Origin of the sequence: Aminobacter sp. MET-1 (assembly GCF_026521175.1) — a bacterium.
Lineage (GTDB): Bacteria > Pseudomonadota > Alphaproteobacteria > Rhizobiales > Rhizobiaceae > Aminobacter.
In genome coordinates this window covers 1-22,656 of the sequence record NZ_JAMSHL010000034.1, presented here as the reverse complement: position 1 = coordinate 22,656, position 22,656 = coordinate 1, and the positions used below count along the sequence as shown (strand labels likewise).

Here is a 22,656-nt window from a genome sequence, read left to right as displayed (position 1 = left end):
TGGCTCACTAAATCGAAAGCCTGTCGCCAGGCAATGAACCGGCAAACCAATGCCACGCAAGACATTGGGCATCCGGCAGCGGGAAGATATGAAAGCTGATTTCTACGAAACGCTGGGCGTCCAGAAGGGCGCTGACGAGAAGGAGCTGAAGTCGGCTTTCCGCAAGCTCGCCATGCAGTTCCACCCGGACCGCAATCCGGGCGATGACGCCTGCGAGCACAAGTTCAAGGAAATCAACGAAGCCTACGAGACTCTGAAGGACCCCCAGAAGCGCGCCGCCTATGACCGCTTCGGCCATGCTGCTTTCGAGAATGGCGGCATGGGCAATGGCGGCGGTGGCGGCTTTGGCGCCGGCGGTTTCGCCGACATCTTCGAGGACATCTTCGGCGACATGATGGGTGGCGGCAGGCGCCGCTCCTCGAACGGCCGCGAGCGCGGCGCCGACCTGCGCTACAACATGGAAATCACCCTCGAGGAGGCCTTTGCCGGCAAGACCGCGCAGATCCGCGTGCCGACCTCGGTGTCGTGCACCGAATGCTCCGGTTCGGGCGCCAAGCCCGGCACCCAGCCGGTCACCTGCTCGATGTGCCAGGGCCACGGCAAGGTGCGCGCCAGCCAGGGCTTCTTCTCGATCGAGCGCACCTGCCCGCAGTGCCAGGGCCGCGGCCAGACGATCAAGGACCCTTGCGGCAAGTGCGCCGGCCAGGGCCGCACCGTCGAGGAGCGCTCGCTTTCGGTCAACATTCCCTCAGGCATCGAGGACGGCACCCGCATCCGTCTCGCCAACGAGGGCGAGGCCGGCGCGCGCGGCGGCCCGTCTGGCGACCTCTACATCTTCCTGTCGGTCAAGCCGCATGAGTTCTTCCAGCGCGATGGCGCCGACCTCTATTGCAAGGTGCCGATCTCGATGACCACGGCCGCACTCGGCGGCTCCTTCGAGGTGGCGACGCTCGACGGCACGCAGACGCGCGTGAAGGTGCCCGAAGGCACCCAGAACGGCCGCCAGTTCCGCCTCAAGGGCAAGGGCATGCCGGTGCTGCGCCAGCCGCAGGTCGGCGACCTGTACATTCAGACCGCCGTGGAGACGCCGCAGAACCTGACGCGCCGCCAGCGCGAGCTGCTGGAGGAATTCGAGAAGCTGTCCTCGACCGAGAATTCGCCGCAATCGAGCGGCTTCTTCTCGCGCATGAAGGACTTTTTCGAATCCTTTGGGGAGAAATGACCTTGCGACATGTCGTAAGGTAAGTTGAGCCAGCTTTCGACTTGCCTTGGACCTCATTCTTGATATTGATCCGAGGCGGCAGGGGTAGGAGACGATATCGATGTCACGCGGTTCCGGATTGCGTAAGACCCTTGCAGCCAAGTTCGACGACGAACTGAAATTCTTCAAAGGCTGGATCGACAAGCCCAAGGCCGTCGGTTCGATCGTGCCGACGAGTTCCATCACCGCCAAGCGCATGGCCTCCGTCATCGACACCAAATCGGGCCTGCCGGTGCTTGAGGTCGGTCCCGGCACCGGCGTCATCACCAAGGCGATCCTGGCGCGTGGCGTGAAGCCGGAGAACCTCTACACGGTTGAATATTCAGCCGATTTCGTCCAGCACCTGCGCCGCAACTATCCCGGCGTGAATGTCATCGAGGGCGATGCCTTCGCGCTCGACACCACGCTCGGCGACAAGGCCAGGCTGGTTTTCGACAGCGTCGTCTCTGGCGTGCCGCTGCTCAACTTTCCCGTCGCCAGCCGCGTCGCCTATCTCGAGGGCCTGCTCAAGCGCATCCCCGCCGGCCGCCCGGTGATCCAGCTGACCTACGGGCCGAAGTCGCCGATCCCGCCAGGACTGGGCAACTACACGGTCGAGCATTTCGACTTCGTCATCCGCAACATTCCGCCGACCCAGCTCTGGGTCTATCGCCGCGGCAAGCACTGATCCCCTGCTTTTCGGCGCGGTTTCGGGCCGAAAACCGCTTCACAGCCTTCCTGGAATTGCTCTATACCCGCAGCAACGAGACTGAGCGCGCGCCGAGCCGCGCGCAGCAGGATGGTTGATGCCGATAATCCCGAAAATCCTTGTTTTCGCCGGTTCGATCAGGACCGGCGCCTATAGCGGCCTGACCGCCGACTGCGCCCACAAGGAGCTGGCGCTGCAGGGTGCGGACGTGACCCGCATCTCGCTGGCCGACTATCCGATGCCGCTGATGAACCAGGATCTCGAGCAGCATGAGGGCGTTCCCGCGCACGCTTTGGCGCTTGCCCGGCTGTTCGTCGCCCATGACGCAATCCTGATCGCCACGCCCGAATACAACGGCTCGATCCCGCCGCTGGTGAAAAACACCATCGACTGGATCAGCCGTGTCCGCAGCGACGGCGGCAAGCCGCTGCACGCTTTTCCCGGCCGGCTGGTGGCGATCTGCTCGTCGTCGGACGGCCATTTCGCCGGCATCCGCAGCGCCAATCATCTGCGCGCCGTGCTGTCGCACATCCAGATGGAGGTGATCTCGCCGCAGGTTTCGGTGCCGAACGCGAGCGCCGCTTTCGACGAGAACGGCGATTTCCGTGAAGAACGCCTGCGCAAGGGCATGGAGCGGCTGTGCCGCGAACTGATCCAGCGGGCGATCCTGCTGTCAACGAGGACCGAGCTATGAACATCGAAGCAATGCGCGACAGGCTGATCGTCGGGCTCGACGTGCCCACGGTGAAGGACGCCGAACAGGTGGTGCGCGACCTCGAGGGAACCGCGACCTTCTTCAAGATCGGCTACCAGCTGGCCTTTGCCGGCGGCCTCGACTTTGCCCGAGAGCTCGCCGGCGGCGGCAAGAAGGTGTTCCTCGACATGAAGCTGCTGGACATCGACAACACGGTGGCCAATGGCGTCGAAAACATCGCCAAGATGGGCATGACCATGCTGACGCTGCATGCTTATCCCAAGGCGATGCGGGCTGCGGTGAAGGCGGCTGCGGGCAGCGACCTCTGCCTGCTCGCAGTCACGGTGCTGACCTCGATGGACGAGCAGGACATGATCGACGCCGGCTACGAGTTTGACCCGCACACGCTGGTGCTGCACCGCGCCGAACAGGCGCTCAATGCCGGCATGGGCGGCATCGTCTGCTCGGCCAGCGAAGCGTCTGCCGTGCGCGGCATCGTCGGACCCAACATGGCGGTCGTCACCCCCGGTATCCGCCCCGCAGGGGCCGACCATGGCGACCAGAAGCGCGTGGTGACGCCAGCGGACGCGATCCGCAATGGCTCCAGCCACCTCGTCGTCGCCCGGCCGATCGTCGGCGCGGTTGACAGGCGGGCTGCCGCCCAGGCTATCCTGGAAGAAATGGCGAAAGCCTGACGCATATCTCGGGAGGAATTGATGACCAAGGCTTACTGGATCGCACGCGTCGACGTGCGCGACCCCGAGGGCTACAAGGGCTATGTCGCCGCGGCGAAGCCTGCCTTCGAGCGCTTCGGCGCGAAATTCATCGCCCGTGGCGGCGCCCATGAGGCGGTGGAGGGGCCAGGTCGGGCCCGCAATGTCATTATCGAGTTCGCCTCGATGGAAGATGCGCGCAACTGTTACCTCTCGCCCGAATACCAGCACGCCAAGTCGATCCGCCAGCAATTCGCCGATGGCGAGATCATACTGGTCGAGGGCGTCTGACGAGCCTCTGCCGCTAGGCTGGAGGCATCCGCCCGGTGCGGACGGAATAGGCGACCGCATCACGGCCCGCCTGTTCGGCCTGACGCGCGGCAGCCTCGAAGTCGTAGGGCACGGCGTGCAGTCCCACCGCCCATCCGCGGGCAAGCCTGTCGATGATCGCGTAACGCGCGTGCGGGCTGCCCGCCTCCATCACATGCGCGACGGGCGTCGTGTCGCGATATCCCGGCATGCCGACGCTGCCGGGATTGACGACCAGCACGCCCCCTGACGTGGCAATGCGCGGAATGTGGGTGTGGGCGCACAGCACCAGGCTCGCCTTGCCGATGCCCGCAAGCCGGGTGCCGATGGCGTCCGCCGTGTCCAGCGTCGGGCGGCCGGAGCTGACATCCTCGAGAAGATATTCGAGGTCGCCGCCTGCCGGGCTGCCATGGCAGGCGAACACTTCTCCACCGGCGAGTTCCAGCGTCCCCGGCAGGCTGGCGATCCAGTCCAGGTGCGCGCTGGTCAGGTGCGGCCTCGCGAAGGCATCCGAAAAGCCAGTGTCTCCTGCGAGCAATTGCCGCTCGTGGTTGCCAGCAATCGTGGGGCAGTCGAGCGCGATCTGCATGTCCGCGCTGCGGGCCGGGTCGAAAGGCCCTGACACGAGATCGCCGAGATTGACGATGAGGTCGGGGGCGGAAGCGCGGATGTGGGCCACCACCGCTTCGAGCGCCAGCGCGTTTCCATGAACATCTGCGATTGCCGCAATCCGCATCGGAGCCCCCTGTTGCGCTGGCCAAGACGCTGGTGCAAGCCTGCGTCGGCCGCAAACATCTCTCCTGCTTGTTCGTGCGCCAGATTTCGGCGTTGCACAATGTCAAGGCATGGCATTTGTAAGCCGGCGGACACGTTGGAAACGCTTTTTCAACGGCTTGGACCAAAGAATGAGCCTGTTTCGCGCCGAATGAGATGTTGCATCGCAGCAGATGTTTGTTAACTTCGTTGCATTGCATGACGAGCCACACTGCCGGCTCGCCTCCCGAATGGCCCGCTAGGGGACAGCATGTTTTACCAGCTCTATGAATCGACCCACGCGGCCCTCCAGCCGGCGCGAGCCTATGCCGATGCAGTGAAGTTGTTCTATTCCAACCCGCTGAACCCCTTCTCGCACATGCCGCTGGGCCGCTCCGTGGCGGCCATGGCCGAGCTGTTCGAGCGCACGACCAGGCGTTACGGCAAGCCCGCCTTCGGCCTCGACAAGACGGTGGTAGACTTCAAGCAGGTTGCGGTGACCGAGCGTGTTGTCTGGTCCCGCCCCTTCTGCAACCTGATCCGTTTCGAGCGCGCCATGCCCGAGGGCAGGCGCCCGAGCCCCCGGCTTTTGATCGTGGCGCCGATGTCGGGCCACTATGCGACGCTGCTGCGCGGCACGGTAGAGGCGATGCTGCCTCATGCCGACGTCTACATCACCGATTGGACCGACGCCCGCATGGTGCCGCTGGCCGAGGGCAAGTTCGACCTCGACGACTACATCGACTACGTCATCGACATGCTGCATGCGCTGGGGCCGGACACCCATGTGATGGGCGTGTGCCAGCCTTCGGTGCCGGTGCTGGCGGCGGTTGCCATCATGGAGGCGCGCGGCGACCGCTTTGCACCCGCAAGCATGACGCTGATGGGCGGGCCGATCGACACGCGCCGCAACCCCACCGCCGTCAACCAGCTTGCCGAGCAGAAGTCGCTCGACTGGTTCCGCGACAATGTCGTCATGCAGGTGCCGTGGCCGGCGCCCGGCTTTGGCCGCGATGTCTATCCGGGCTTCCTGCAGCTGTCGGGTTTCATGAGCATGAACCTCGACCGGCATATCATCGCCCACAAGGACTTCTTCATGCATCTGGTGAAGAACGACGGCGACGGCGCCGAGAAGCATCGCGACTTCTACGACGAATATCTGGCGGTGATGGACCTGACCGCCGAGTTCTACCTTCAGACCGTGGACACCGTGTTCATTCGCCATGCGCTGCCCAAGGGCGAGATGACCCACCGCGGCCAGCCGGTCGATCTCACCGCCATCCGCAACGTGGCGCTGTTCACGGTCGAAGGCGAGAATGACGACATCTCCGGCCTCGGCCAGACGCAGGCAGCGCACGACCTCTGCACCAACATCCCGCAAGAGATGAAGGCGCATTACATGCAGCCGGCCGTCGGCCATTACGGCGTCTTCAACGGCTCGCGCTTCCGCGCCGAGATCGTGCCGCGCATCGCCGACTTCATGGCGAGCCACGGTACTGCTTCGCGCAAGGGTGCCAAGCCGCGGCTGGTGCGCTCAGCCAAGGGCTGAGCCGTCGGGGCTTGCCCGATGGGCTGTTGCGCCCAAAGTGCTTTCAAAGGGTTGCACTTTTGCGTGCAGCCCTTTTTCGTTTCAGCGTTGGTCTTTGGGGCGGATTCGCCGGCCGGCCAGGGAACGCGTGCTTGGCGCTCACGTTGCCGAGCAGCCTCTCTCCTCGGCGTCGCCAGCCTGTCCACCGGCAACGGCGGACACAGCCCTTTTTCAGGACAGGCGCGGGAAGCGGTGCCGATCCAGGGGGGTACTTCGTGAGCGCGGGTTTTTCCACAAGGTCGGTGCTCCCGGCGAACCGTCCGGGTGTGGCAGTCCGCGACGACCTTGGCGTCCCAGGCGGCGGGTGTAGGGCAAGCGATCAGCTAACTAGCTGAATATGTATAATTTTCCGGACGGCCATCGTGAGTGTTGGCCGACCTGTCGGTCCGGTGCTGTTGCACAATAGTCGCGGCGAGCCGCCTGGCGGTAACCATAACTCCAGTCTCTCGCCGGCTTTCATTGACTCGACAGGCCTCCCGATCTTAACGTTTTATTAACGATGTAAAGGGGCGGGCGGGGCAGATGATTTCCGCAGCAGGCGTACGGTACGCGGCGGGGCGAGCCGGTGTGGTTCTGGGGCTGATGGCAGGCGTCGTCCTGTCTTCGGGTGCCGCTTTCGCCGGTTCGCAGCCGATGGTCACCGGCGGGCTGACCTCACAGCCGATCGGCCACTACGATTTCTGCCGCCTCAACCCCAGCGAGTGCTCGATCAAGCAGCGCGATCCCGGCCCCGAGCAGCTGAGCGGTGCCCTGTGGCGCAAGATCGTCGCCATCAACGTGTCGGTCAATGCGGCGGTCAAGCCGATGAACGACATCGACATCTACGGTCGTGACGAGGTCTGGGCCTATCCCGACAAGGGCGTCGGCGACTGCGAGGACTATGTGCTGGAAAAGCGGCGCATGCTGAACCGCGAAGGCGTGTCGCTGGCCAATCTGCTGATTACCGTGGTGCGCAAGCCCGACGGCGAAGGCCATGCGGTGCTGACCGTCAGAACCTCGCAGGGCGAGTTCATCCTCGATAACCTGACTGACGCCGTGCGCCCCTGGGACGAGACCGGCTACAACTACCTCAAGCGCCAGTCGACTGAAAACACCGGCCGCTGGGTCTCGATCCGCGAAGGCCAGACCACGCTGGTCGGCTCCGTCCGCTAGAGATCGTCTCGAAGACCGGAACGATTTCGGTAGGCACGCTTGCGCGCTGGCGCAGCTCGGAACTTGGCGTGTCAGCGACGATGCGCCCAACGCGCCAAGATCAACCTTACGCCCCACAGCCGCAGACCGGATCGGTCATGCAGACAGACGGTGGCGCCTCACGTGCCGCCCACCGATGCCTACGCCGCCTGGGCCATGCGCTCGGACGAGATGCGGTAGGAAATCGCCTCGGCGAGATGGATGCGGCCAACGGTTTCGCTGGCGTCGAGGTCGGCGAGGGTGCGCGCGACCTTGAGCACGCGGTGGTAGGCGCGGGCGGAAAAGCCGAGCTTTTCGCTGGCGTCCCGCAGCAGCGCGAGCCCGCCCGCGTCGGGCACGGCGATGTCCTCGACGATCCCGGCCGAACATTGGGCGTTGGTCGTGGCGCCAGCGATGCCCAGACCTTCGAGCCGCTCGCGCTGGATCTTGCGGGCGCGGGCGACGCGTGCTGCGACATCGGCGCTCGCTTCGGACTTGCCGGTGCGGATCAAATCCGCAGCCGACACCGCCGGCACCTCGATGCGCAGGTCGATGCGGTCGAGCAGCGGCCCCGAAATACGCGCCTGATAGTCCGACTGGCAGCGCGGGCCACGCAGGCAGCGGTAACCGGGTTCGCCGGCCATGCCGCACCGGCACGGATTCATGGCGGCGACGAGCTGAATGCGGGCCGGATAGGTGACGCGGTGGTTGACGCGCGCGATCATGCATTCGCCGGTTTCCAGCGGCTGCCGCAATGAATCGAGCACCTGCGGTGAAAACTCGGGAAGCTCGTCGAGGAACAGCACGCCATGGTGGGCGAGCGAGACCTCGCCGGGCCGGGCCTTGAGCCCGCCGCCGACCATCGCTGCCATCGAGGCCGAATGATGCGGCGCGCGGAACGGCCGCCGGTCGGTCAGCCGGCCCTCGGCCAGCTCGCCGCCAATGGAGGCGATCATCGAGACCTCGAGCAGCTCCTTGGGGGCGAGAGGCGGCAGGATCGAGGGCAGGCGCGCCGCCAGCATCGACTTGCCGGCGCCGGGCGGGCCGACGAACAGAAGGTTGTGCCCGCCGGCCGCAGCCACCTCGAGCGCCCGCTTGGCGCTCTCCTGGCCCTTAATGTCGGCGAGGTCGGGCAGGCCGGCACCAGGTGCGCGGATGCCGGGTTCGGGCCGCGACAAAACCTGCGTGCCCCGGAAATGATTGGCGATGGCAATAAGGCTGCGCGGCGCAAGAATATCGATGTCGGCACCGGCCCAGGCGGCCTCGGGTCCGCAGCCGGCGGGACAGATCAGCCCCATGCCCTCGGCATTTGCCCCGATCGCGGCTGGCAGGGCTCCGGCCACTGAGGCAATGGTGCCGTCGAGCGACAATTCGCCGAGCACGACATAGGCGGCGAGCGCGTCGCCGGGCACGGCACCCAGCGCCGCCATCAGCCCGAGAGCAATCGGCAGATCATAATGGCTGCCCTCCTTGGGGAGGTCGGCCGGGGCGAGATTGACAGTCACTTTCTTGGCCGGCATCGCCAGGCCCGAGGCGTGAAGCGCTGCCTGCACCCGCTCGCGGCTTTCAGCGACAGCCTTGTCGGGCAGGCCGACGATCGAGATACCGACCTTGCCCGGCGCCACCATCACCTGCACATCGACGGGAACCGCCTCGATGCCCTGGAATGCAACAGTACGCACATGCGAAACCATGCCGCCCCCTTGCGCCGGTCATCATCCCTAGCCGGCACGGTCAGGTCGTCATCGACCTTGCCGGAGACAAGCATAGATTGCGGGGGTGCGCAAGAACAATTAGGGAACATCTGCGCCGTCGTGGCTACTCGACACCGCGCCGGGTGGTCACTTCAGGTGACGGGGCAGGCCTCCAAGGCCGATCTATTGCCTCTGGCGCGAGCGCGAGTTTCCGCAGTGGGATCGCGAGGCGGGTCAGGAGGCTATTGAAGCGCTTATTGGACCCGAAGGTTGTAGCTCGACACACGCTGAAACCAATTGGCCGATCCTGTCTGGGTGCGTCGGCTCTTGCGCTTCCCAGCCAGCGGGAGAGCGCGGCGTACTTTTGGCTACCAGAGCCAGATCGGCCGCTCGGCGACGATAAAGAGTGTGCCCCACCAAAGGCAGGTGAACACAAGGGACGCTATTGCCGCCGGACGTACCCTCGGCAGCGCTTCAGTTGGCAGAACAGACATTTCATTTACGCCCAGTTAACCCCACGTCAGGCAATAACCAAAAGTTGCGACGTGTTGCACTCGGCAATCTGGTGTAGATGCTTTGGTCTATATCACCTGATATGTATTGGGGGAGAGATTTCCACAGAGTTCTGCCGCTGGGGCGTCTGCTTAGACCATTCGATCTAGCTCGATGCAGGGCGAGGCGCGGCTGGCCTCGGCGCCATGCCTTGATAGAAAATGTTAAGTGCTCGTGCGCGAATATATCGATGGAAGACAGTAGATCTTCATGGGGGCGATCTTGGTCAGGCGACAGATCGGACGATTGGGCAGCGCGCGCAGGCGCTCGGCCGACCGCATCGCTGAACTCGAGGCGAAGCTTGAGGCGCAGGCGGCGCTGATCCGCGAACAGGCAGTCTCGTTGGCGCATTCGCAGAAGATCTTCGACCGCTCGTCAGCCGCCGCCCGCATCGGCGTGTGGCAATGCAACCTTGCCGACGAGGCCCTGCACTGGACCGATGTCGTTTACGACATCTTTGACCTGCCGCGCGGCTCGGCGGTCGATCGCAGACAGACACTTCAATGCTACACTGCCGAGTCCGTGGCGGAGCTGCACGCCCGGCGCAGCAGGGCCATCGCCGAACGCACCGGCTTCAGCCTCGATGCCGAGATCGTTACGGTGAAGGGCAATCGCCGCTGGATACGGATCACCGCAACCGTCGAATGCGAAGATGGGGTCGCCGTGCGCATCTTCGGCATGAAGCAGGACATCACCGAGGAGAAAATCCTCGGCGACCAGACACGCTATCTCGCCGAGTTCGACGTCATGACCGGCCTCGCCAACCGAAGCCAGTTCCAGTCGAGGCTGGCCGGGCTGACCGCCAGCCAGCCCGACTGCCCTGCCCCGGCGGCGCTGCTGCTTGTCGATCTCGATGGCTTCAAGCAGGTTAATGACAGCTTTGGCCATGCCGTGGGCGACGAATGCCTCAGGCAGGTGTCCCGGCGTCTCGAAGATGCTTGCGCCGGCATGGAACTTGTTGCCCGGATCGGCGGCGACGAGTTTGCCGTGCTGACAGGTCCGGATCTCGATCTGGCCTCGATCTCCGAGCTCGCCCGCCAGATCATCGACAGGCTTGGCAAGCCCCTCGACTATCGCGGCAATTCCCTGAAGCTTGGAGCTTCGGTCGGCATCGCCCTGATCGAGGGCGCGACGCTGCCCGAATTGCTGGTCAGCGCCGACACCGCGCTTTATGCCGCCAAGGCAGCGGGCCGGAACACCTTCCGCATCTTCAAGCCCGATAGCCTCGCAAGCCTGCCCAATCCGCGCGCTGCGTGAGCAGCACCATGCCAAGGCTTGTTCTGGACCCGCTGGCCTGCTAGTTCGCCATCAGAGTATTTGCAGGGCACGCGAGCAATCGCGACATCGACATGGGCACCACCAAGTCCGCAGACAGATAGGCCGCAACAACACCCGATACGTTGTTGCGGCGCCCTGCCCCCTCATCCAGACATGCGACGTGGCAGATCGCCGCCATATGAAATTCATTTGAGCGGATGCTTTGTCATGCCCAATCGAAATTTTTCCACCTGGGGTCATTCCCTACCCGCGGCGCTACTGTTGATGGCGCCTTTCGACATCCTGGCCTCGCTGGCTATGGACATCTATCTGCCGGTCGTGCCGGCGATGCCCGCAATCCTCAGCACGACGCCTGACGTGGTCCAGCTGACGCTGAGCCTCTACATGATCGTGCTCGGGCTGGGCCAGGTCGTTTTCGGCCCGGTCTCCGATCGTATCGGCCGCCGCCCGGTGCTGATATCGGGCGCAGTCCTGTTCGCCGTTGCTTCGTTGTTGCTTGCCGTCACCACGTCGGCGCAGCTGTTCGTTGCCCTGCGTGTCGTCCAGGCTTTGGGCGCATCGGCGGCGCTTGTCGCCACCTTCGCCACCGTGCGCGACGTTTATGCCGAGCGACCGGAGGGCGCGGTCATCTACAGCCTGTTCAGCGCCATGCTGGCCTGCGTGCCGGCACTCGGTCCGATCGCAGGCGCGCTGATTGCCGAAAGTCTTGGCTGGCAGGCGATCTTCGCCGTGCTCGGCATCCTTGCTGTGGCGGCCGTGCTGAACGCGCTGCCGCACTGGCACGAGACGCGACCCGAGACGGCCCAGTCACGGCCGGCTTTCTCGACGATCCTGAAAAGCCCTGCCTTCTGGGTCTACACGCTCGGCTTCAGCGCGGCGATGGGAGCGTTTTTCGTGTTCTTCTCGACGGCGCCGCGCGTTCTTATCGACAGGGCCGGCTATTCGCAGCTCGGCTTCAGCCTGGCCTTCGCCACTGCGGCGGTTGCGATGATCGCCACAACGCGCTTCGCCAAACTGTTCGTGGCGCGCTGGGGCATATCAGGCAGTCTCGCCAGGGGCATGGCCATGCTTTTCCTCGGCTCAGCGCTGCTGGGGCTTGGGCAGTCGTTCGCCGAACCGTCGTTCCTGACCTTCGTCGTGCCGATGTGGGTGATCTCGGTCGGCATCGTCTTCGCCGGCGCGGTGACGGCGAACGGCGCGCTAGAGGCGTTCGGCGATGCCGCAGGCACGGCGGTGGCGCTCTACTTCTGTGTCGAGAGCCTGATCGTCGGCATTGTCGGCACGCTTGTCGTGGTCGCGCTCGGAGGCGACACGGCCTGGCCGCTCGCTGCCTATTGCGCGGTCATGGCGGCCGTGACGCTGTGCGGGTTGAGGTGGCTCGGGAGACACTAGCGCACTCGGCAGGTGTCGGGCGATACCGGTTCCCGTTTCGCGCCGACACCGGCAGGCTCTTCGCTTGCGGAATCCTATCCGCGCTCGTCCAGGAATTGCGCTAGCGCTGTAGGCGAGGCCTTGGCGCGGCTCCGATGGTCAGGCGATAGCAGGCCGCTCAGGCCCGCTTCTTCTCCACCGCATCCCAGAACAGGGCTGCGATGTCGGCGCCGCCGAATTTCTTGACCTCGCGGATACCGGTCGGCGAGGTCACGTTGATCTCGGTCATATAGTCGCCGATGACGTCGATGCCGACGAGGATGAAGCCGCGTTCACGCAGCGACGGGCCGATGCGGGCACAGATTTCAAGCTCGCGGGCAGTGAGCTCGGTCTTCTCGGCGCGGCCGCCGGCATGCATGTTGGAGCGGGCGTCGTGCTCGGCCGGCACGCGGTTGATGGCGCCGGCGGGTTCGCCGTCGATCAGGATGATGCGCTTGTCGCCCTTGCGCACGTCCTTGAGGTAGCGCTGGACGATGTAGGGCTCGCGGAACAGTTGGCCGAACATTTCGAGCAGCGACGACAGGTTCCGGTCGGCCTCGTGCAGGTGGAAGATGCCGGCGCCGCCATTGCCGTAGAGCGGCTTGACGATGATGTCGCCGAACTCTTTGCGGAAGGCGGCCACCTCTTGCGGGTCCTTGGTGATCAGCGTCTCCGGCATCAGGTCGGCGAATTCGGTGACGAAAATCTTTTCCGGGCTGTTGCGCACCCAGGCCGGGTCGTTGACGACGAGAGTCCTGGGGTGGATGCGCTCGAGCATGTGGGTGGTGGTGATGTAGTTCATGTCGAAGGGCGGATCCTGGCGCAAAAGGATCACGTCCATCTCCGACAGGTCGGTGCGGGCAGGCTCGCCGAGGGTGAAGTGGTCGCCCTTGATGTCGCGCACTTCGAGCTTCTCGATGCGGGCGAAGACCTTGCCGTCGCGCAGCGACAGCCGGTCGGGTGTGTAGTGGTAGAGCTCGTGGCCGCGGCGCTGCGCCTCCAGCGACAGCGCGAACGACGTGTCGCCGGCGATGTTGACGGTGGAGATGTGGTCCATCTGGACGGCGATCTTGAGCGGCATGGAGGTCTCCGGCGCGGCTGGTCGATATGATGAAGCGGCAGCCGATGGCCGGCGGCGCGCCTGGGTCACGAGGATGTAGCGATTTGCCGGCCTTATGCAATGGCGGGACGGGCAAGTGTTTTCGGCCGGCGATAGCCGGGCCTATCTTAACTTGCGGGAAAGCAGCGGCGTTTCGGGCCGCTCGGAATTTCGGAGCTTTGGGATCCGATCTGAAACCGGTTTCGACGCGATGTCGAAAAGCGGACGAGGGCGCGGATTGAATACAATTCCTAAACGCTTTGCTGCCAGTGTCCGCACACGATTGCAATAAGCACTGGAATAGAGACGTGCGCATGCCACTTGGCGTCAGCCATTCGGACAGGGAAACCGGCGACCTGGCGTTTACCGACGCGCTGACCGGGCTTGGCAACCAGCGCCGGTTCCAGGACAAGGTCGGGCGGCTGATCGATGATCGCGCCGAAGACCCGGCACCGTTTACCGTGGGCATTCTCGATCTCGACGGCTTCAAGCCCATCAACGACCTGTTCGGCCATCGCGCCGGCGACGAGATTCTGGTGCAGGTGGCGATGCGGCTGCGCGCCGCCGCTGACGGCTATTCGTCGGTCGCACGCATCGGCCCCGACGAATTCGCCTTTCTCTATCCGCTTGTGTTCAGCGAGGAAGCCGCCGCCGAAAAGGCGCGCATGCTGATCGAAATCCTGTCGGCGCCTTATGATGTCGGCGAGCGCACGGCGCGCCTGTCGGCCTCGGTCGGCTGCTCGCTGTTCCAATCGACGGAGGACAACACCGAAACGCTGATGCGCAAGGCGGAGACCGCGCTCTATCACGCCAAGCGTTCGGGTCGCGGCCGCGTCGTTGTCTACACCCGCGAGATGGAAGAAGCGGCCAAGCGCGTCACCCGCATCGAGCAGGCGTTGCGCCGTGCGGTTGCCGCCGGCGAGGTGGCACCGCATTTCCAACCAATCGTCGACCTCAACACCCGTCGCACCGTCGGCTTCGAGGCCCTGGCCCGTTGGACCGACCGGGACCTCGGCTTCGTGTCGCCGGCCGTGTTCATCCCCATCGCCGAAGAGCGCGGCATCATCGGGCCGCTGTCGCAGCTGGTGCTGCGAAAGGCGGCGGAAGCGGCGCGCAGCTGGCCGCAGGAGATGTTCCTGTCGTTCAACCTGTCGCCGTCGCAGCTGGTCGACCAGAACACCGGCCTGCACATATTGTCGATCCTCGAGCGCACCGGCTTCGATCCGCGCCGCCTCGAGATCGAGATTACCGAAACCGGCCTGATGACCGATCCGATCTCGGCTGAGAAAATCGTCGAGGACCTGCGCCGCGTCGGCATCCGCGTCTCGCTCGACGATTTCGGCACCGGCCAGTCGTCGCTCGGCCGCCTGCGCGAATTCCGCTTCGACAAGCTCAAGATCGATCGCGCCTTTGTCGCCTCGATCCTCGACGACCGTCCGTCCGAACATATCATCCGCGCCATCCTGGCGATGTGCGAGGGCTTGGGCATGGATGTGGTGGCAGAAGGCATCGAACAGGAAGCGCAGGCCGAAAGGTTGATCCAGTTCGGCTGCGCCGGTGGCCAGGGGTACCTGTTTGGCAAGCCGGCCGATGCGGACGCAACGCTGGGCTATCTGCGCGAGGCCCATCGCGGCGCGGCCTACGCCCGGGCGCTGTGATCGTCCGGATCCGGCTTCGATAGTCTGCCGCGGCAGCTGATCGGCGGGCAGGGCGCTTCATTTGCCACTCGATGTCGCGCTGATTCGCCAGCCTTCAATCGTTTGAAAAAGACGGCTTCCGCTGCGGAAAAGCGTTTCCGCTTTGCTGGCCCATGGGCTAAGACAGGCGCGCTTGCGGCCTGCTTCTTAAGGCACGGCCATGCGGAGGAGCAGGTCATGATGCCATCGGCGCGGTTTCCGGATCTCGCAGGGCGCTCGGTGCTGATCACCGGGGGCGGATCGGGTATCGGTGCGGCTCTGACCGAGGGTTTCGTCCTTCAGGGCGCAAAAGTAGCCTTTATCGACATCGCCGAAGGGCCAAGCCATGAACTGCGTGACCGGCTGGCCGCCGAGACCGGCAACCGCCCGCTCTATCTGCGCGCCGACCTGACCGACATCGACGAATTGCGCAGCGCAGCCGCTGCCGCCGTCGAGGCGCATGGCCCGGTAACGGTGCTGGTCAACAACGCCGCCAACGACACACGCCACGAGGTGGCTGACGTAACGCCCGAAAGCTGGGACGCCAATCTGGCGGTCAATCTCAGGCCGCAGTTCTTCGCCATCCAGGCGGTAGCGCCAGGCATGGCGGCCGCTGGTGGCGGCTCGATCATCAATTTCAGCTCCACCGCCTACATGCTCAACATTGGCACCATGCCGGCTTACACCGCAGCCAAAGCCGCCATCGTTGGTCTGACCAAGGGCATGGCCGGCCGCTATGGCCCCGATCGCATCCGCGTCAACGCGGTGGCGCCGGGCTGGGTCATCACCGAGCGCCAGCGCACGTTGTGGGTGAACGAGGAAAACCTGAAAGAGCATATCTCCAGGCAGTGCATCCCCGACATGATGCTGCCCGGCGACATGGTCGGGCCGGTGCTGTTTCTGGCGTCGGATGCCGCGAAGATGCTGACGGCGCAGACGCTGATCGTCGATGGAGGACTGTTGTGAACCAGAATTCCAAGCCGGCGATTGCCGCCGTCGACTGGGGCACGACAAGGCTGCGCGTCTGGCTGCTGGATGGCAAAGGTGCTGTGCTCGACGAGCGCCGCGGCGACGAGGGGCTTTTGACCGCCCAGCACAAGGGTTTTGCGCCGATCCTCGACAATCATCTCGCCAGCATGGGCGCTGCCGCCGACTTGCCCGTTATCGTCTGTGGTATGGCCGGCGCCCGCCAAGGCTGGGTCGAGGCGCCTTATGTCGATGTGCCGGCCTCCTTGGCCGACATATTGGGCGCGGCGGTGCCGGTGCCGGGTATTTCGCGCGACGTCCGCATCGTGCCGGGTCTTGCCCAGCGCAAGGCCGGCGCGCCCGACGTGATGCGCGGCGAGGAAACCCAGCTGGCCGGCGTCGCCGCCGAGATCGGCTCGGGCAGCCATCTCGTCTGCATGCCCGGTACCCATTGCAAATGGGTCAGCGTCGATGAGGGCGACGTCAGCGGCTTCGGCACCTGGCCGACCGGCGAGATGTTTTCGGTGTTCGCCGGCCATTCGATCCTCAGGCACTCGCTGGGCGAAAAGCCTGCGTCAGTTGCGCCCGACAGCGCAGTGTTCCGCGACTGGTGCCGCGAAGCGCTGACCGATGGCGACATCGGCGCGCGCCTGTTCGGCATCCGTGCCGCAGGCCTGCTGTCCGGCCTCGGCCAGGCCGAGGCGGCTGCAGCGTTGTCGGGCCTGCTCATCGGCGCCGAAATCGCTTCGGCGACGCGCCGCTTCGGCAGGCGCGACACGCCTGTGGTGCTGGTGGGCTCTGGGCCGCTCGGCGCTCTTTATGCCGAGGCGCTGAGGCTCGGCGGGCTCTCGGTGCGCATCGCCGATGCCGACAAGGCGGTGCTATCAGGGCTGGTGGCCGCGGCGCGGCGCAATGGAATGCTTGTTGAGGGATGACGACATGACGGTTACCGCTCCATTTCCCGCACTTGGGCGCGGTCTCGTCGCCATCCTGCGCGGCCTCAAGCCGGAAGAAGCGCTCGATGTCGGCCGCGCCGTCTTCGACGCCGGCATAGAGGCGATCGAGGTGCCGCTCAACTCACCCGATCCGTTCCGCTCGATCGAACTGCTGGCCAAGGCGCTGCCGGCAGCACTGGTGGGCGGCGGCACGGTGGTGCGCGGCGAAGATGTCGACCGGCTGAACGATGCCGGTGGGCGGCTGCTGGTCAGCCCCAACATCGACGCTGAGGTGATGGGCCGGGCGATGATGCACAAGATGGTGACGATGCCCGGCGTCTTCACCCCGACCGATGCCTTCCTGGCGCTCAAGCTGGGCGCCTCGGCGCTGAAATTTTTCCCCGCGAGCGTGCTCGGGCCTGGCGGCATTGCGGCCATCCGCGCCGTGCTGCCCAAGGAAACGCAAGTGGGTGTCGTCGGCGGCGTGTCGGAGGTCGACTTCGACGCCTATGCCAAGGTCGGCGTGCAACTGTTCGGGCTGGGCTCGAGCCTCTACAAGCCGGGCATGACGGCTGAAGAGGTGGGAGCACGTGCCAGCGCCGCGGTGGCCGGCTGGGACGCCATCGGCAAGGGAGCGTGAGATGAGCGGCGGCGTGATCCTTTCCGACGAAACCTGCATCCTGGGCGAAGGCCCGACCTATGACGCGGCCACCGACACGCTTTACTGGTTCGACATCCTCGAAAGCCGTATGCTGGCCAGGAAGCTGTCGGGCGGCGAGACGGTGCTCCACCAGTTCCAGGAGATGGCGAGTGCCATCGCCACCATCGACGCCGAGCGCCAACTCTTGGTGACCGAGACCGGCCTGCACATGCGCGATGCAAGGACCGGCAAGCTGTCGCCGCACATGTCGGTCGAGGCGTCGAATGCGGGCACCCGTTCCAACGACGCACGCGTACATCCATGCGGTGCGCTGTGGTTCAGCACCATGGGCAAGAAGGCAGAGGCCGGCGCCGGTGCGATCTACTGGTATTTCCGTGGTGAGGTGAGGCTGCTTTATCCGGCGATCACCATTCCCAATTCGATCTGCTTCAGCGCCGATGGCAGCGTTGGCTACTACGCCGACACCGCCCAGAACCTGCTCTACCGTGTCGACTGCGACGCCGACACCGGCCTGCCGACGGGCGAGCCGAAGCTGTTCGTCGACGGCAGGGCGAGGGGCGGCGGCATCGACGGTTCCGTGGTCGACCTGAACGGCACCTTGTGGAACGCTGTCTGGGGCGGCGCACGGGTCGATGCCTATGCGCCCGATGGCACCTTGGTCCGCAGTGTCGCGGTGCCTGTCTCGCAGCCCTCGTGCCCGGCCTTTGTCGGTGCCAATGCCGACCGCATGGTCGTGACTTCGGCGTGGGAGCACATGGATGCGGCAGCCCGTGCTGCGGACCCCCATGCCGGCAAGACCTTCCTGCTCGACATCGAGGTCAACGGCCGCCACGAGCCCAACGTGCTGATCTGACCTGAGGCAATTCCAGGAAAAGTGCGCAGCGTTTTTCTGTCCGGAATTGCGCAAAAACAAAGTGAGGGAGGGGGCCGCGTTTCGAAGAAAGGCGGAAACACTCCAGGCATTGCCGGCGGCCCGATGTCGCTGGCGTGTTCGCCACAGGTCGGTTTTCCGGCACGTCCGCGTGGGCGCGGATGCGAATGTTGCTTTGCAATCGCCGCACGGGGACAAATCCATGGCCGCAGGGAAACCGACGCTCTATCTGGTCCACGAGCCCGAGCGTGCCTGTTTCGAGGCTCTGCTGGCCGATGGCTTTGCCCGGCAGGCGGCATTCGAGATCTGTTCCTACCTCGCCCAGTCGACCGATCTTGCCCACGAGTTCGATGCGATCGGCACTGCCTGCGCGGCACGTGGCCTCGATTTCCGCGCCGTGGAACTCGACGATGCCGCTGGGGTGCTTGAAACAGCCGACCGCGACCGAAGCCTCGTCTGGACCCTGACCGACGGCGTCGCCTATTTCCGCGGCGGGGCGGTGCCCGCACTTGCCCGGCTGAACGGCCTGCGCACGATAGGCGCCGACGACAGCCTGTTTGCACTCTGCCAGGACAAGTTCCGCTCGGGTGCGGTGCTTTCGGCTCTCGGACTTCCGGTGCCGCAGGCGGGGCTGGTGCGGGGAGGCGAATGGCTGGTCGAACCGCCTGTCTCGGTCTCAGGCTATTTCGTCAAGCCGAACCGGCTCGGCGCCAAGATCGGCATCTGGGAGGATTCGCGCATTGGCAGAGCAGGCGACGCGCTTGGGCTCGGCCGTCGCGTCTTCGATGCCTATCGTGACGAAGTGGTGGTGCAGCCCTACGTGGCCGGGCGCAATGTGCGCGCCAGCTTCCTGGCGGTCGATCCGAATGCGGGGGTGAATGTGCTGGGCATCAGCTTTGTCGAGTCGGGCGGCGACTTCCAAACCATGGCCGACAGCATGGCGCTCTATGGCGATACGGGCGCGGCCGCGCGCGACGAGGGCAGCTACCGCGAGCCGGAGCTGGTGCCGGTGGCATCGCTGCAGCCGCGTGCGGCCAAGACAATCGAAGGTATGGCCGCGCGGCTGATGGCAGGGCTCGGTCTGCGTGACGTCTTTTCCATGGACCTGCGCGTCGAGGCTGACGACACGGTCCATCTCATCGAATTCGAGGTCTGTCCTGGACTGCCCTGCTTCGACTTCCGCGCTTATTGCCGGATGCAATGGGGCATGAGTCTGGCGGAGGCGATGGCCGAGACGGCTGCACGGCGTTTCGATTAGCATGCAACCCGCGCCCGGAGGCGCGGGTTAGCTTCAGGTGCGCGCCATGCAGACCGAGGTGTGGCCTGAGCTGACGAAACCGATCTGCTGCGCTGCGGCCTTGGAAAGGTCGAGCACACGTCCCTTCACGAACGGGCCGCGGTCGTTGATGCGCACGACGACGCTTTTGCCGTTCTTCTGGTTGGTCACCCTGAGCTTGGTGCCGAAGGGGAGCGAACGGTGGGCTGCGGTCAAAGCCGATGGATTCATGCGTTCGCCTGACGCTGTCTTCGAGGTCAGGGCGTACCAGGAAGCGCCGCCGCATTGGGCCGAGGCAGTTCCGGTGGAGGCGAGAAACATCATGCTGGCGGCTGCTGCGGCCGCCGCGATCGCGGGCTTGGCGTTCTTCATCTTCTGGTTAATGCTCCGTTGATGGACACACGGAGCGGTTTCCAACGAAATGTGGCAGCGAATGGGGCAACCTTCGGGCGGTTCCGTGGCGGGCGCACACGTTTCGAATCCCAGAGTAACAGTCTGTCAGCTTACGCTAAGGTCATCTTGAGGAATATTTTCACACTTTCCGATTCTGCGGAGAGATCATCGGGAGATCAGTTGATTCTTGCCGATCAAAATATTCCTAGGAAATACTTCCGCTGCCGAGGCGATTCTGGGTAGCGGAAAAAGATGCTCGGGATGTTCGAAACAGGATGGAGGCAGAGATGAGAATGCTTGGCTTGACCATCTCCGGACTGGCCATGGCGATCGGCTTCATCTGGATATTGCAGGGCGCCGGTTGGCTCGGCGGCAGCTTCATGACCGGCGACCCAAAATGGTTGTGGATCGGACTTGCAACTGCCGCTGCAGGTTGTATCGGATGTGCGCGGTTCGCGCGTCGACGCGGCTAGCATGGGAAACGATCGCAACGACGAGGGGCAATGACCGAAATCGGCATCACGGTCGCGATCTGCACGCGCAACCGGGCAGCACTGCTTGGGCGCTGCCTGGAGGCGCTGGCACGCGCCGACAAGCCTGCGAACCCTTTCGAGGTCGTCGTTGTCGCCAATGCCTGCAGCGACGACACGCTGGAGGTTGCCAAAGGGTTTGCCGGGCGGTTGCAGATCGTCGTTGAGGAAGAGCCGATCCCCGGCGTTTCCCTGGCGCGTAATCGGCTGCTCGGTCTCGTGAGGGGTCGATGGATCGTCTGGATCGACGACGATGCCATGGCCCGGTCCGACCTGCTGACGGCCTATGAGCGGGCGATAACGACCTCGCCGTCATGCGCCATCTTCGGCGGCACCATCCTTCCGGTCCTCGAAGGCAATCCGCCGGCCTGGTTGCTGGACGGCCTGCATGTTGTCGAGAATGCCTATGCGGCCCATCGCCCGGAGGCCCCGACCACGTTCGGCGATCCCGGCAGCAATGTTCCCTTCGGCGCCAACTACGCGATGCGCAGCGACGTGCAGCGCGCCTTCACTTTCGATCCACGTCTCGGCCGCCGACCGGAGGACCCCATGTGGGGCGGCGAAGAAACCATGTCGATCCGAGGCGCGCTGGCGGCGGGGCACCAGGGGCGCTGGGTGCCTGATGCCGTCGTCGATCACATCATCGGGCCGGAGCGCCAGACCGAGGCGTGGCTGTGGCGCTATTATCATGCCGATGGGCGGCTTTGGTCGCCCGACAAGGGCAAGTCTCTCAGCCGGTGGTTCAAGGCGGTCCGTGCCTATTTCCGCTACCGTCGTGCCAGGCACAGGGCTGCGCCGGCGGAATGGCTGGCTCTCCTTGTCAGGGCAGCCTCCCTGGCCGGTCGGGCCGGCGTCAGGCCGGAACTCTGAGCCGGGGCCTGCCGTCACCGCCAGCGACCCGCCCTGGGCGCACAATGCCCAGCAAGGGTGCGGTGGGGCTGCGACGTTGGCGGCGTCGCCGGATTCATTGAATCTTTTGCCGTCTTCTGAGATAATATTCCCAGTGCGAAGAACGCCCGTCGAGGAGTTCGCAAGGCACGCCAAGTCCTCACGGGCGTTTGAGCTTTACTCGAACGTAGCTTGTGAGGATCGTTGTCATGGCAACACTTGATCGTATGCCCTCTGGGCTCATGCAACACCGTCGCTGGGAAGACATCGCATCGATGATCCTCGGCGTCGCGATTATCATTTCACCGATGGTCTACGGCAATGCCGGCATGCCCAAGATGGTGGCGACGACAGCCATCGTCGGTGCCGTCGTGGTCGTTCTCGCTGGGCTGGAGCAGGTCTTCCTGCGGCGCTGGGAGGAGTTCCTGTCGCTGCTGTGCGGTGCCTGGATGATTATCTCGCCATTCTTCTTCCAGTATGGCGGAACGCTGCGCAGCTGGCATATCGGCCTCGGCATCGCCGTGGCCGTGCTGGCCGTGCTGGAACTCTGGCAGGACCGCAACCGCAGCCTTGAAGCCTGACGCTTCATTGCGCGAGTGAACCTAGCCCCCGGAGTTTATTGGGGCGGGGGCTTTCTTTCCTGCTCGGCGCGTGGCCGAGAGTGGTCGTGCTGACGGTGGATCGGCCGGAAAATCGGGATCGACCTTCGGAAAGCAGGTTGTGCAGGGTCAGCCGTCTGGGCGCTTCTCTCTGATTGGCGGTTGGTTTCCCGTGCGGAATTTCAGGCAACAAAAAAGCCCGGCGAACCGGGCTTTTGTAAGGTCCCGACGACAAGTCGTCCGACCTGAGAATTGGTGCCCAGAAGAGGACTCGAACCTCCACGCCTCGCGGCACACGGACCTGAACCGTGCGCGTCTACCAATTCCGCCATCTGGGCTGGTGGCGGTGATGTAAGCGGGCGAAGCGACTGTGTCAACGCGCTTTTTCAGCTTTTGCCGACGAATGTCGCAACGGGCCGGATTTGTCGCATTGCCGCCCGCTGCATGACGTAGGGGCGGCAAGCCCTTGAGCTTAAAGCAGCCGGAGCCGCCGGCGAAACGGGCGGCTCCATCGCATCGGCCCGGAAGCCGGAATCGGCTATCGGAAAGCACAATGCGCAGAATCAGCAGACTGGAGGGGGGGGGGGGGGGGGGGGGGGGGGGGGGGGGGGGGGGGGGGGGGGGGGGGGGGGGGGGGGGGGGGGGGGGGGGG

22 protein-coding genes and 1 tRNA gene are annotated in these 22,656 nt (G+C 64.8%); 18 read left to right on the top strand and 5 right to left on the bottom strand.

What is annotated here, in order from left to right; all coding sequences use genetic code 11:
• Positions 1-88 precede the first annotated feature (88 nt).
• The 5 genes from dnaJ to NDO48_RS27610 all read left to right on the top strand — a co-directional run bounded on the left by dnaJ (position 89) and on the right by NDO48_RS27610 (position 3,647).
• Positions 89-1,222, top strand: coding sequence for a molecular chaperone DnaJ (dnaJ, locus tag NDO48_RS27630; protein ID WP_018430582.1), 1,134 nt, complete (start codon positions 89-91; stop codon positions 1,220-1,222).
• 100 nt (positions 1,223-1,322) lie between these two features.
• Positions 1,323-1,928, top strand: coding sequence for a phospholipid N-methyltransferase PmtA (gene pmtA, locus NDO48_RS27625; RefSeq protein WP_267322787.1), 606 nt, complete (start codon positions 1,323-1,325; stop codon positions 1,926-1,928).
• A gap of 118 nt (positions 1,929-2,046) precedes the next feature.
• The gene (locus tag NDO48_RS27620) at positions 2,047-2,643 is read left to right on the top strand and encodes an NADPH-dependent FMN reductase (protein ID WP_267322786.1); all 597 of its coding nucleotides are present in this window, start codon (positions 2,047-2,049) and stop codon (positions 2,641-2,643) included.
• Complete coding sequence (gene pyrF, locus NDO48_RS27615; RefSeq protein ID WP_267322785.1) at positions 2,640-3,338, top strand: orotidine-5'-phosphate decarboxylase; 699 nt, start codon at positions 2,640-2,642, stop codon at positions 3,336-3,338. The genes NDO48_RS27620 and pyrF overlap by 4 nt, the downstream gene beginning before the upstream one ends.
• A gap of 21 nt (positions 3,339-3,359) precedes the next feature.
• On the top strand, positions 3,360-3,647 hold the full coding sequence (locus NDO48_RS27610) for a DUF1330 domain-containing protein (protein ID WP_018430586.1): 288 nt from the start codon (positions 3,360-3,362) through the stop codon (positions 3,645-3,647).
• A gap of 13 nt (positions 3,648-3,660) precedes the next feature.
• Here the strand turns inward: NDO48_RS27610 and NDO48_RS27605 are convergent, their stop codons facing one another.
• Positions 3,661-4,401 carry a metallophosphoesterase family protein gene (locus NDO48_RS27605; protein ID WP_267322784.1) on the bottom strand — a complete coding sequence of 247 codons (741 nt, stop codon included), beginning with the start codon at positions 4,399-4,401 and terminating at the stop codon, positions 3,661-3,663.
• A 288-nt stretch (positions 4,402-4,689) separates the two neighbouring features.
• On the opposite strand from NDO48_RS27605, the gene NDO48_RS27600 reads away from it, so the two are divergent.
• Both NDO48_RS27600 and NDO48_RS27595 read left to right on the top strand, forming a co-directional pair.
• On the top strand, positions 4,690-5,967 hold the full coding sequence (locus NDO48_RS27600; protein WP_267322783.1) for a polyhydroxyalkanoate depolymerase: 1,278 nt from the start codon (positions 4,690-4,692) through the stop codon (positions 5,965-5,967).
• Positions 5,968-6,528: 561 nt separating this feature from the next.
• On the top strand, positions 6,529-7,158 hold the full coding sequence (locus NDO48_RS27595; protein WP_026227718.1) for a transglutaminase-like cysteine peptidase: 630 nt from the start codon (positions 6,529-6,531) through the stop codon (positions 7,156-7,158).
• Positions 7,159-7,337: 179 nt separating this feature from the next.
• Here NDO48_RS27595 and NDO48_RS27590 read toward each other — a convergent pair whose 3' ends face one another.
• The gene (locus NDO48_RS27590; RefSeq protein ID WP_267322782.1) at positions 7,338-8,870 is read right to left on the bottom strand and encodes a YifB family Mg chelatase-like AAA ATPase; all 1,533 of its coding nucleotides are present in this window, start codon (positions 8,868-8,870) and stop codon (positions 7,338-7,340) included.
• A gap of 774 nt (positions 8,871-9,644) precedes the next feature.
• On the opposite strand from NDO48_RS27590, the gene NDO48_RS27585 reads away from it, so the two are divergent.
• Both NDO48_RS27585 and cml read left to right on the top strand, forming a co-directional pair.
• Complete coding sequence (locus tag NDO48_RS27585) at positions 9,645-10,679, top strand: sensor domain-containing diguanylate cyclase (RefSeq protein ID WP_267322781.1); 1,035 nt, start codon at positions 9,645-9,647, stop codon at positions 10,677-10,679.
• A gap of 228 nt (positions 10,680-10,907) precedes the next feature.
• Complete coding sequence (gene cml, locus NDO48_RS27580) at positions 10,908-12,092, top strand: CmlA/FloR family chloramphenicol efflux MFS transporter (protein ID WP_267322780.1); 1,185 nt, start codon at positions 10,908-10,910, stop codon at positions 12,090-12,092.
• Positions 12,093-12,249: 157 nt separating this feature from the next.
• Here the strand turns inward: cml and gshB are convergent, their stop codons facing one another.
• The gene (gene gshB / locus NDO48_RS27575) at positions 12,250-13,191 is read right to left on the bottom strand and encodes a glutathione synthase (RefSeq protein WP_267322779.1); all 942 of its coding nucleotides are present in this window, start codon (positions 13,189-13,191) and stop codon (positions 12,250-12,252) included.
• 332 nt (positions 13,192-13,523) lie between these two features.
• On the opposite strand from gshB, the gene NDO48_RS27570 reads away from it, so the two are divergent.
• The 6 genes from NDO48_RS27570 (at position 13,524) to NDO48_RS27545 (ending at position 19,576) form a co-directional block, all read left to right on the top strand.
• On the top strand, positions 13,524-14,867 hold the full coding sequence (locus NDO48_RS27570; RefSeq protein WP_018430595.1) for a putative bifunctional diguanylate cyclase/phosphodiesterase: 1,344 nt from the start codon (positions 13,524-13,526) through the stop codon (positions 14,865-14,867).
• 216 nt (positions 14,868-15,083) lie between these two features.
• Positions 15,084-15,851, top strand: a complete 768-nt coding sequence (locus tag NDO48_RS27565) for an SDR family NAD(P)-dependent oxidoreductase (RefSeq protein ID WP_026227722.1) — start codon at positions 15,084-15,086, stop codon at positions 15,849-15,851.
• The gene (locus NDO48_RS27560; RefSeq protein ID WP_267322778.1) at positions 15,848-16,786 is read left to right on the top strand and encodes a 2-dehydro-3-deoxygalactonokinase; all 939 of its coding nucleotides are present in this window, start codon (positions 15,848-15,850) and stop codon (positions 16,784-16,786) included. The genes NDO48_RS27565 and NDO48_RS27560 overlap by 4 nt, the downstream gene beginning before the upstream one ends.
• A gap of 4 nt (positions 16,787-16,790) precedes the next feature.
• The gene (locus tag NDO48_RS27555) at positions 16,791-17,426 is read left to right on the top strand and encodes a 2-dehydro-3-deoxy-6-phosphogalactonate aldolase (protein WP_018430598.1); all 636 of its coding nucleotides are present in this window, start codon (positions 16,791-16,793) and stop codon (positions 17,424-17,426) included.
• A gap of 1 nt (position 17,427) precedes the next feature.
• Positions 17,428-18,300: an SMP-30/gluconolactonase/LRE family protein gene (locus tag NDO48_RS27550; RefSeq protein WP_267322777.1), complete on the top strand. Its 873-nt coding sequence runs from the start codon at positions 17,428-17,430 to the stop codon at positions 18,298-18,300.
• Positions 18,301-18,520: 220 nt separating this feature from the next.
• Positions 18,521-19,576, top strand: coding sequence for a D-alanine:D-lactate ligase-like protein (locus NDO48_RS27545; RefSeq protein WP_267322776.1), 1,056 nt, complete (start codon positions 18,521-18,523; stop codon positions 19,574-19,576).
• A 33-nt stretch (positions 19,577-19,609) separates the two neighbouring features.
• Here NDO48_RS27545 and NDO48_RS27540 read toward each other — a convergent pair whose 3' ends face one another.
• On the bottom strand, positions 19,610-19,966 hold the full coding sequence (locus tag NDO48_RS27540) for a septal ring lytic transglycosylase RlpA family protein (RefSeq protein ID WP_018430601.1): 357 nt from the start codon (positions 19,964-19,966) through the stop codon (positions 19,610-19,612).
• Between the two features lie 314 nt (positions 19,967-20,280).
• On the opposite strand from NDO48_RS27540, the gene NDO48_RS27535 reads away from it, so the two are divergent.
• The 3 genes from NDO48_RS27535 (at position 20,281) to NDO48_RS27525 (ending at position 21,986) form a co-directional block, all read left to right on the top strand.
• Positions 20,281-20,460 (top strand): hypothetical protein, encoded by a 180-nt coding sequence (locus NDO48_RS27535; protein ID WP_018430602.1) that lies wholly within the window; start codon positions 20,281-20,283, stop codon positions 20,458-20,460.
• A gap of 30 nt (positions 20,461-20,490) precedes the next feature.
• On the top strand, positions 20,491-21,387 hold the full coding sequence (locus NDO48_RS27530; protein ID WP_267322775.1) for a glycosyltransferase family 2 protein: 897 nt from the start codon (positions 20,491-20,493) through the stop codon (positions 21,385-21,387).
• A 227-nt stretch (positions 21,388-21,614) separates the two neighbouring features.
• Positions 21,615-21,986, top strand: a complete 372-nt coding sequence (locus NDO48_RS27525) for an SPW repeat domain-containing protein (protein WP_157632829.1) — start codon at positions 21,615-21,617, stop codon at positions 21,984-21,986.
• Positions 21,987-22,257: 271 nt separating this feature from the next.
• On the opposite strand, the gene NDO48_RS27520 is transcribed toward NDO48_RS27525, so the two are convergent.
• Positions 22,258-22,342 (bottom strand) — tRNA-Leu (locus NDO48_RS27520).
• Positions 22,343-22,656 lie beyond the last annotated feature (314 nt).

Excerpts from the sequence above, each read along its gene's own strand:
- pmtA (WP_267322787.1), top strand. The coding sequence starts at position 1,323 with ATGTCACGCGGTTCCGGATTGCGTAAGACCCTTGCAGCCAAGTTCGAC.
- NDO48_RS27620 (WP_267322786.1), top strand. The coding sequence starts at position 2,047 with ATGCCGATAATCCCGAAAATCCTTGTTTTCGCCGGTTCGATCAGGACC.
- NDO48_RS27545 (WP_267322776.1), top strand. The coding sequence starts at position 18,521 with ATGGCCGCAGGGAAACCGACGCTCTATCTGGTCCACGAGCCCGAGCGT.
- NDO48_RS27535 (WP_018430602.1), top strand. The coding sequence starts at position 20,281 with ATGCTTGGCTTGACCATCTCCGGACTGGCCATGGCGATCGGCTTCATC.
- NDO48_RS27540 (WP_018430601.1), bottom strand. The coding sequence starts at position 19,966 with ATGAAGAACGCCAAGCCCGCGATCGCGGCGGCCGCAGCAGCCGCCAGC.
- gshB (WP_267322779.1), bottom strand. The coding sequence starts at position 13,191 with ATGCCGCTCAAGATCGCCGTCCAGATGGACCACATCTCCACCGTCAAC.
- NDO48_RS27550 (WP_267322777.1), top strand. The coding sequence starts at position 17,428 with ATGAGCGGCGGCGTGATCCTTTCCGACGAAACCTGCATCCTGGGCGAA.
- NDO48_RS27565 (WP_026227722.1), top strand. The coding sequence starts at position 15,084 with ATGATGCCATCGGCGCGGTTTCCGGATCTCGCAGGGCGCTCGGTGCTG.
- NDO48_RS27555 (WP_018430598.1), top strand. The coding sequence starts at position 16,791 with ATGACGGTTACCGCTCCATTTCCCGCACTTGGGCGCGGTCTCGTCGCC.
- NDO48_RS27600 (WP_267322783.1), top strand. The coding sequence starts at position 4,690 with ATGTTTTACCAGCTCTATGAATCGACCCACGCGGCCCTCCAGCCGGCG.
- cml (WP_267322780.1), top strand. The coding sequence starts at position 10,908 with ATGCCCAATCGAAATTTTTCCACCTGGGGTCATTCCCTACCCGCGGCG.
- dnaJ (WP_018430582.1), top strand. The coding sequence starts at position 89 with ATGAAAGCTGATTTCTACGAAACGCTGGGCGTCCAGAAGGGCGCTGAC.
- pyrF (WP_267322785.1), top strand. The coding sequence starts at position 2,640 with ATGAACATCGAAGCAATGCGCGACAGGCTGATCGTCGGGCTCGACGTG.
- NDO48_RS27610 (WP_018430586.1), top strand. The coding sequence starts at position 3,360 with ATGACCAAGGCTTACTGGATCGCACGCGTCGACGTGCGCGACCCCGAG.
- NDO48_RS27595 (WP_026227718.1), top strand. The coding sequence starts at position 6,529 with ATGATTTCCGCAGCAGGCGTACGGTACGCGGCGGGGCGAGCCGGTGTG.
- NDO48_RS27570 (WP_018430595.1), top strand. The coding sequence starts at position 13,524 with ATGCCACTTGGCGTCAGCCATTCGGACAGGGAAACCGGCGACCTGGCG.
- NDO48_RS27590 (WP_267322782.1), bottom strand. The coding sequence starts at position 8,870 with ATGGTTTCGCATGTGCGTACTGTTGCATTCCAGGGCATCGAGGCGGTT.
- NDO48_RS27605 (WP_267322784.1), bottom strand. The coding sequence starts at position 4,401 with ATGCGGATTGCGGCAATCGCAGATGTTCATGGAAACGCGCTGGCGCTC.
- NDO48_RS27530 (WP_267322775.1), top strand. The coding sequence starts at position 20,491 with ATGACCGAAATCGGCATCACGGTCGCGATCTGCACGCGCAACCGGGCA.
- NDO48_RS27525 (WP_157632829.1), top strand. The coding sequence starts at position 21,615 with ATGGCAACACTTGATCGTATGCCCTCTGGGCTCATGCAACACCGTCGC.